Origin of the sequence: Roseateles sp., from assembly GCF_046300915.1 — a bacterium.
Lineage (GTDB): Bacteria > Pseudomonadota > Gammaproteobacteria > Burkholderiales > Burkholderiaceae_C > Kinneretia.
In genome coordinates this window covers 1-7,590 of record NZ_JBKCLH010000077.1, presented here as the reverse complement: position 1 = coordinate 7,590, position 7,590 = coordinate 1, and the positions used below count along the sequence as shown (strand labels likewise).

Below are 7,590 nucleotides of genomic sequence, written 5' to 3'. Positions count from 1 at the left end.
GCGCACAGGCTGATCAGCTCAACCTGCAGCTTCAGCAGCCGCTCAGGCGCGGGGCTGGCCGGCAGCACGAATTGCGGCTGCTCGGTGCTGAGCTCCAGGGTGTTCATGACTTCGGCCTCCGGTACGCGCCATTGCGCCCACAGCAGATAGGCGCTGGCTCCGGACACAGGCTCCCAGCGTAGCTCCGTGCTGCCGCCCTCGCCATGTGTCGGTAGCGGCGCGAGCCTGGGCGCGCTGCATGAATGGGCCGAGGTACTCGCTGCGAAAGCAGCAATCGTGAGCGCGGCAAGCATCAATGAACTCGGCTTGGCGTTCTGAAGAACCTCTGCAACCGTCATGACTTGCCCCGCCCCATTGCTGAACCGTCTGGGCGCTCCATAAACCTTGAGCACATGCGGGTGCATCCTCCCTGCTCCCTGTATTCGTGGCGGAGGATAGCGCGACGCGCAGTGAGCGACGAATGGCGTTTGTCCGGACTGGCCAGCGCAGAGGCGAAAGCTCCTGAGCACCCCCAGGGCCGGGCTTCGCCCAGCCCGCCCCCCGTGGGGGTCAAGGAAACTTGGGGCGGCCCGGCGTTTCCTTGTGAGCAGCGGTGGGGCCCTGTCCTCTGGGACAATAGCGTGAGCAAAAGACCCTTGAGATACCTCTATGAGTGACAACAAGCCCGCATTGCCCGACCACCTCTCCATCGACCCGCGCAGCCCCCACCATGTGGCAGCGGTCTTCGAGCACGACATCGGCATCTTCTTCAATGGCAAGGAGCGCTTCGACGTGGAGGAGTACTGCGTCAGCGAAGGCTGGATCAAGGTGCCGGCCGGCCGCACGGTGGACCGCAAGGGCCGCCCCCTGCTGATGAAGCTCAAGGGCAAGGTCGAGGCTTTCTACAAGTAAGCCAGCAAGCCGCCCCCCCGCAGCCGAATCACCCTCCGCGCGTCCCGCATGTACGCCGCCTTCTTCGGCCTGCGCCACGAGCCTTTCTCGATCGCGCCGGATCCGCGCTACCTCTTCATGAGCGAGCGCCACCGTGAAGCCCTGGCGCATCTGCTCTACGGGCTCTCGGGCGGTGGCGGCTTCGTGCTGCTGACGGGCGAGATCGGTGCCGGCAAGACCACGGTCTGCCGTTGTTTCCTGGAGCAGGTGCCCGACACCTGCGACATCGCCTACATCTTCAATCCCCGCCTCACGGTGCGCGAGCTGCTGCGCACCGTGTGCGAGGAGTTCCATATCGAGCTGCCGGCGCAGAGCGTGCCCTCGCTCAAGGACCTGGTCGACCGGCTCAACCGTTTTCTGTTGCAGGCCCATGCCCAGGGCCGCAGCTGTGTGCTCATCATCGACGAGGCGCAAAACCTGGCCCCCGAGGTGCTGGAGCAGCTGCGCCTGCTGACCAATCTGGAAACCAGCGAACGCAAGCTCTTGCAGATCATCCTGATCGGCCAGCCAGAGCTGCGCACCATGCTGGCCCGGCCCGAGCTGGAGCAGCTGGCCCAGCGCGTGATCGCCCGCTACCACCTGGGCGCACTCAGCGCCGAGGAGAGTGCGCAGTACGTGCGCCACCGCCTGGCTGTGGCCGGTGGGGCCGAGGCGGCCCTGCCTTTCGACGCGCGTGCGCTCAAGCTGATTCACCGCCTGAGCCGCGGCGTGCCGCGGCGCATCAATCTGCTGTGCGACCGCGCCCTGCTGGGCGCCTATGCCCAGGGGCGGGCCAAGGTGGATGCGCGCACCGTGCGCCGCGCCGCGGCCGAGGTCTTTGGGGGGCCGCCGGCTGCGGCACCCGCCGCACCACGCCGCAGCGCCCTGCTGCTGGGTGGGGGGCTGGGGCTGGCCGCGCTGGCCACCGCCGCCGTGCTGGGCCTGGGCGAGCGCCTGCCCTGGTCCCAACCGTCTGCGCAGCCCGCGCCCGTGGCTGCCAGCGCCTCCGCCGTGCCGGCTTCGGTGGCCGAAGCGGCCTCGGCCCCGGCTTCCGCGGCAGCCAGTGAGCCGGCGCAGGCTCTCGAATCGAGCGTCTCAGTCGAGTTGCCGCCCGACGAGCTGGGGCTCAAGGACGAGCGCCAAGCCTGGGCCGCGCTGGCGAGGTTCTGGGGGCTGGCGGAGGCCGAGGCCCTGGCGGCCCGCTCCGACCCCTGCCAGGCGCTCAAGGCCCGGGCCGATGCGGCTCCCGCGACCGAGACCCCGCTGCAGTGCTTCCGCAGCACGGAGGGCCTGGCTCAGCTGCGCCTGCTGGACCGGCCGGCCCTGCTGCGCCTGCAGCCCCCGGATCAGGGCGCCGCGCCGGTGCATGCGCTTTTGGTGGGACTGGATGGCCGCCAGGCCCGGCTGCGTCTGCCCGACGGCCGGGTCCAGCGCCTGGACCTGCTGCAGCTGAGCCGGCTTTGGCGCGGCGAATTCCTGACCCTGTGGCGCAGCCCGCCGGGCGGCTATTCGGGCCGCGGTCTGAGCGAGGCCGGTCTGGGCTGGCTGGATCAGCAGCTGGCCCAGGTCTTTGAACAAACGCCCCTGACCCAGACAGAGGCGCAGTCGCGCGCGCGCTTCGACGCCGCCTTGCGCAAGCGGCTCGCCAGCTTCCAGCGCAGCCAGGGCCTGCGCAGCGACGGGCGTCCCAGTCCCGTCACCCTGATGCAGCTCAACCGTGCCGTGGGCCTGAATGAGCCGCGTCTGGACCCTCATCAGCCCTCCTAGCCATGTCCTACATTCTTGAGGCGCTGCGGCGCGCCGAGTCAGAACGTGAACGGGGCCAGGTGCCGCGTCTGCACAGCCAGGCCTGGAGCGGCCAGGGCGGCCCCGAGGCCGCGGGCGCCCAGGCGGCCCGGCCCGGCCGGCGCTGGTGGTTGCTGGGCCTGGGACTGCCTCTGCTGCTGGGGGCTGCCGCGGCCTTCTGGTTCTGGCAGCAGCCGGCTGCCGTGACGGCGCCGCCTCTTCAGCCTCTTCCACCAACTCCGCCTCGTGCGCAGGTGCCGGCCCAGCCGATGCCCGAGGTCCGCCCTTCGGTGCTGCCGGTGGCTCCGGCCCAAGCGGCCTTGCCAGAAACCGAGATGCGCTCAGCGAGCGCGCCCTGGCCGCTTCCGCCGCCGCCCGCCGCCTTGCCGCCCACCGCCCGGGCCGACGCTGTCGGGCCGCGGCCGGCTGCACCGGCAGCCTCGGCGGCCCTGCTTGCTGCGGCCTCGACACAGGCACCGGCCCTGGCCGAGCTGAGCCCCGCACTGCGCGCCGAGCTGCCCTCGCTGCAGGTGGGTGGCGCCATGCATTCGCCCACGCCGGCCCACCGCATGCTCATCCTCAACGGCCAGGTCTATCGCGAGGGCGACCAGATCGCCCCGGGTCTGCGCCTGGAGCAGATCCAGCTGCGCAGCGCGGTGCTGAGCTACAAGGGCCAGCGCCTGCGCCTGGACTACTGAACAGCCCTCCTACACTCAAGGCACGATGAGCACTTCTCGCATTGCATTCATTGGCGGCGGCAATATGGCCAGCGCCATCATCGGCGGCCTGCTGCGAGCCGGCCGCCCGCTGGACTCCCTGCTGGTGCTGGAGCCCTGGGAGGCTCAGCGCCAGCGCCTGGCCCAGGACTTCGGCCTGCAAGCCTGCGCGGACGCGGCGGCCCTGGGCGCGGCCGGTCTGGCGCAGGTCGAGCTGGTGGTCTGGGCCGTCAAGCCGCAGCTCTTCAAGGAGGCCGCCGCACCGCTGGCGGGGTGCCTGGCCCATGCGCTGCAGCTCTCGGTCATGGCGGGCATTCCCAGTGCGGCCCTGGCGCAAGCCAGCGGCAGTGAGCGCGTGGTGCGGGCCATGCCCAACACCCCGGCCCTGATCGGGCAGGGTATGACGGGACTGTATGCCCGCGCCGCGGTCTCGGCCGGCGACCGACAGCTGGTGGAGCAGGTGCTGGCACCCACCGGGGCCCTGCTGTGGCTGGCGCAGGAGTCGCAGATCGACGCGGTGACCGCGCTCTCGGGTTCGGGACCGGCCTACTTCTTCTTCATGGTCGAGGCCATGATGCAGGCCGCCCAGGAGCTGGGGCTGAGCGCCGAGCAGGGGCGCCAGCTGGCCTTTGCCACCTGTGCCGGTGCGGCGGCCCTGGGCTTGCAGTCCGGCGAATCGCCCACCCAGCTGCGCGAGAAGGTGACGTCCAAGGGCGGCACCACCCATGCCGCCATCAGCAGCCTGCAGGCCGAGGGGGTGGACGCGGCCATCCGTCGCGCCGTGCTGGCGGCCGAGCGCCGGGCCCGGGAGCTGGGCGAGGAATTCGGACGCTGAAGCACCGACCATGGGAATTGCGAGCCGTGCCGGTCTGCGCGCCTGGTTGCGCGCGCCGGGGTCTCTGAGCCGCCGCCTGGCGGCCCTGGGCGAGCGCTATCAGGTCCAGGTCCTGCGCCAGACCGTGGCGCCGCTGCGGGCGGCCGAGCGGCGTGCCCTGGGCCTGCCGCGGCGCGGCTGCACCGTGGTGCGCGAGGTCATCCTGCATGTGGACGGTCAGCCCCTGGTCTGGGCCCGCTCTGCCCTGCACGTGGCGGCCCTGGCCGGCCCCTGGAAGGCGCTCAAGGGCCTGGGTTCCAAGCCCCTGGGTCATCTGCTCTACGCCGATCCGCGTGTGGCGCGCAGCGAGCTGCAGCCGCGGCGCTTGGCGCGCCACGGCCATACCTGGCGCCAGATGGCGCGGCAGTGGGAGGCCGCCACCGGCGTGGCGCCGTCCAGCCAGATGCTCTGGTCGCGCAACTCGGTCTTCACCCGCCATGGGGCTCGGCTGCGGGTGATGGAACTGTTTGCGCCCGGTCTGGGCGGGAGCCGTCCGCCAAAACCTTGAGCCGGTGCCGGCATTGCGGGCCGGGCATGATGAGGAATCGCAATCCCCTGCCCGAAAGAGCAGCATGCCCTCGAACACATCGCCGTCGGCGCCCGATCGCCGCCGGCTGCTGCGATTGGCGCTGGCCACCGGTCTGCCCGGCCTGCTTGCCCCGGCCGCGGCGGCCGAGCCCGAGGCCCTGGCCCTGCTGCGGCGCGGCGGGGTGGTGCTCGCCCTGCGCCATGCCCTGGCGCCCGGCACCTTGGATCCGCCCGGCTTCAGGCTGGGCGACTGCAGCACCCAGCGCAATCTGAGCGAACAGGGCAGGGCCCAGGCCCGCGCGCGGGGACAGCGCTTGCGCGCGGCCGGCCGGAGCCCGGCCCGGGTGCGCAGCAGCCCCGGGCGCCGCGGCAGGGACACGGCCGAGCTGGCCTTCGGCCGCGCCGAGGCCTGGTCGGCCCTGGCCTCACCCCATGGCGCCAGCGAGCAAACTCAGGCCAGCGCCTTGGCCGAGCTGCGCCAGGCCCTGGCGGCGGCCGTGCAGCAGCCCGGCCGCTTCGAGGTCTGGGTCACGCATATGTTCGTGCTCAGCGATCTGCTGGGGGTGAACACCGCATCCGGCGAGGGACTGGTGCTGGGCTGGGACGCGGCCACCGGGCCCCGGGTGCTGGCGCGATGGCAGGGGTAGTTGCTGGGATCGTGGCCGGGCGTGCCGTCCATCCTGGCGCAGGGTGGCGCGGCCCCCTCAGAGTCCGATGAAGAAGCCCAGCGAGGCTCTCAGGTCCTGACGACCCTGGCGCCATTGGCCGCCGAGACTGGCCTGGGCGTAGCTGCGCGCGCTCAGGCGCCAGGTGCCGGCCAGACTGGCCTGGGCAAAGCCGGTGCCCAGCTGCGGGCTGCGCACCGCCAGTGCCGCACCCGCCAGCTCGGCCTGGATCACCGGTTGCAGCAGGGCGCCGAAGTCCCGCCCCAGCCCCAGACGCGCCTGGTAGGTCTGCGCGCTGCGCCAAGGGTCGGGGTCTGCGGAATCCAGCTGGAGGCCGAACTCGGCGCGGCCTCCTTGCACCGCCAGGGCCTGCAGGCGCTGGGCCGCGGCCTGCGCTCCGGGGGCTTCCGCGCCCGCAGCACGACGGCCCTGCTGCCAGCTCAGCCGCAGAAAAGGGCTGATCCGTCCCAGGGCCTGTTCGCCCAGATGGTGGCTCAGACCGGCGGCCAGCAGCCGGTTTCGCGTGCTCAGCTCGCTGCGCAGACCCTGGACGCTCACCTCGCCCAGCGGTTCCGCGCGTTCGCTGCGCTGCTGGCCGCGCCCCAGCCCGCCCATCAAGTCCAGCTGCCAGGGGCCGGAGGTCCAGGCGCCGTAGACCAGGCCCAGGCCTTGCTGCAGTCGGGCTCGCCCACCTGCCGGCGCCTGCACGCTCAGCTGGGTGCTGGCGTAGCTGCCCGCCAGGCCCAGGCGCCAGCTCGGCGCCTGCAGCAAGTCCATGCCCAGGGTGAGCTGCTGGCGCGATCCGACGATGCCTGAGGCCACGGCGTCCTCGCGCCAGCGGGTTTCGGCCGCCTGCAGTTCCACCCAGGGCTCTTGCCTTGGCGCGGACCAGGGGCCGGGTGACAGACGTCGACTCAGGGTCCGGACGGCATCCTCGGCCTGCAAACCCTGGGCGGCCGCCAGGGCGGCCTGCAGCTCGCCGCTGAGCGCCAGCAGGCGCGCTGGCAAGCTGGCCGCGGGCAAGGCCTGCACGGCGTCGAGCAGCTGGGTGGCTGGGGCTGTGAGTGGCTGGCCCGCGCTCTCCAGCTCCAGGAGTTGCTCCAGGGCCTGGGCGCTGGCCCGCGCATTCAGCTTGTCGGCCAGCGGCAGAAAACTGCTGTGCAGCACCTGCAGGTCTATCCAACCCGCCACATCGTCGTAACGCAGGCGCAGCCGGCTGCCGGGCGCCAGCCCAGCGGGCCGCTCCAGCCGTGCAAAGCGGCTGCCGTCCAGCCCGCCTTCGGCGCTCACCAAGCGCAGGCGCTCACCAGGGCGGTGCTGATAAAGGGCGGTATTGGCGGGCAGGCCGTCGATATCGCTCAGGCGCAGGCTCAGGGTGGCGCCCCGAGGGGCAAAGCGGCCGGCCGCACCGCTGAGCCTGAGCTGGTCGTGAAAGCCCGCGCCGTCGCCCGGTGTCGGGCCGTTGAGATCCATCTCCAGGCGAGCCCCGGGCGACAGGCTGATGGCCTGTGTCGCGCGCAGCACCCCGGGCGAGTTGCCTGGGGCCAGCCGGGCACCGGGGCTCAGGCTCACAGGCCCTTGCAGCAGGCCTCGTCCCGTCAGGCTGCCGCCCGAGTTCACGTGCAAGGCGGAGGCCAGGCTGCCATCGAGACGGAGTGTTGCCCCGCCGGCAATCTCGCTGGGACCGCTGTGACGGGCTTCCCCGCTGAGCGTCCAACTGCCGGCCTGCAGCTGCAAGCCACCGCTGCCGCTGAGGCTGCCGGCGAACTCGCCGCTGGCCTGGCTGAGCAGCAGGTTGCGACTGCCCAGCAGCACCTGGCCCGAGCCGGTGAGCGTGCGCAGCGTGCTGCTGCTGCCGGTGAGCGCGCTGAGGTCCAGGCTGCCGTCCAGCTGCAGGCCACTGCTGCTGGCCAGGCTGGCGCCGCTTTTCAGGGCCAGGCTGGCGCCGGCGGCGACCTGGGTGGCACCGCTGTGCGCCGGGCTGCCGCTGAGCGTCCAGCTGCCGGCCTGCAGCTGCTAGCCGGCGCTGCCGCTGAGGCTGCCGGCGAAATCGCCGCTGGCCTGGCTGAGCAGCAGGCTGCGACTGCCCAGCAGCACCTGGCCCGAGCCGGTG

The 7,590-nt window shown here is 72.2% G+C and carries 7 protein-coding genes; 6 read left to right on the top strand and 1 reads right to left on the bottom strand.

What is annotated here, in order from left to right; genetic code table 11:
• Nucleotides 1-648 precede the first annotated feature (648 nt).
• From ACK5F2_RS05905 to ACK5F2_RS05880, 6 genes are all read left to right on the top strand, one after another.
• Nucleotides 649-891 (top strand): DUF3297 family protein, encoded by a 243-nt coding sequence (locus tag ACK5F2_RS05905; protein ID WP_133601831.1) that lies wholly within the window; start codon nucleotides 649-651, stop codon nucleotides 889-891.
• Nucleotides 892-939: 48 nt separating this feature from the next.
• Complete coding sequence (locus ACK5F2_RS05900) at nucleotides 940-2,676, top strand: ExeA family protein (RefSeq protein ID WP_409863460.1); 1,737 nt, start codon at nucleotides 940-942, stop codon at nucleotides 2,674-2,676.
• Between the two features lie 2 nt (nucleotides 2,677-2,678).
• On the top strand, nucleotides 2,679-3,392 hold the full coding sequence (locus tag ACK5F2_RS05895; RefSeq protein WP_409863459.1) for a general secretion pathway protein GspB: 714 nt from the start codon (nucleotides 2,679-2,681) through the stop codon (nucleotides 3,390-3,392).
• Between the two features lie 25 nt (nucleotides 3,393-3,417).
• Nucleotides 3,418-4,245: a pyrroline-5-carboxylate reductase gene (gene proC, locus ACK5F2_RS05890; RefSeq protein ID WP_409863458.1), complete on the top strand. Its 828-nt coding sequence runs from the start codon at nucleotides 3,418-3,420 to the stop codon at nucleotides 4,243-4,245.
• 10 nt (nucleotides 4,246-4,255) lie between these two features.
• A complete protein-coding gene (locus ACK5F2_RS05885) occupies nucleotides 4,256-4,792 on the top strand; it encodes a chorismate--pyruvate lyase family protein (protein WP_409863457.1) in 537 nt (178 codons plus the stop codon).
• A gap of 64 nt (nucleotides 4,793-4,856) precedes the next feature.
• Nucleotides 4,857-5,459: a histidine phosphatase family protein gene (locus tag ACK5F2_RS05880; protein WP_409863456.1), complete on the top strand. Its 603-nt coding sequence runs from the start codon at nucleotides 4,857-4,859 to the stop codon at nucleotides 5,457-5,459.
• Nucleotides 5,460-5,516: 57 nt separating this feature from the next.
• Here the strand turns inward: ACK5F2_RS05880 and ACK5F2_RS05875 are convergent, their stop codons facing one another.
• Nucleotides 5,517-7,292: an autotransporter domain-containing protein gene (locus ACK5F2_RS05875; protein ID WP_409863455.1), complete on the bottom strand. Its 1,776-nt coding sequence runs from the start codon at nucleotides 7,290-7,292 to the stop codon at nucleotides 5,517-5,519.
• Nucleotides 7,293-7,590: the final 298 nt, after the last annotated feature.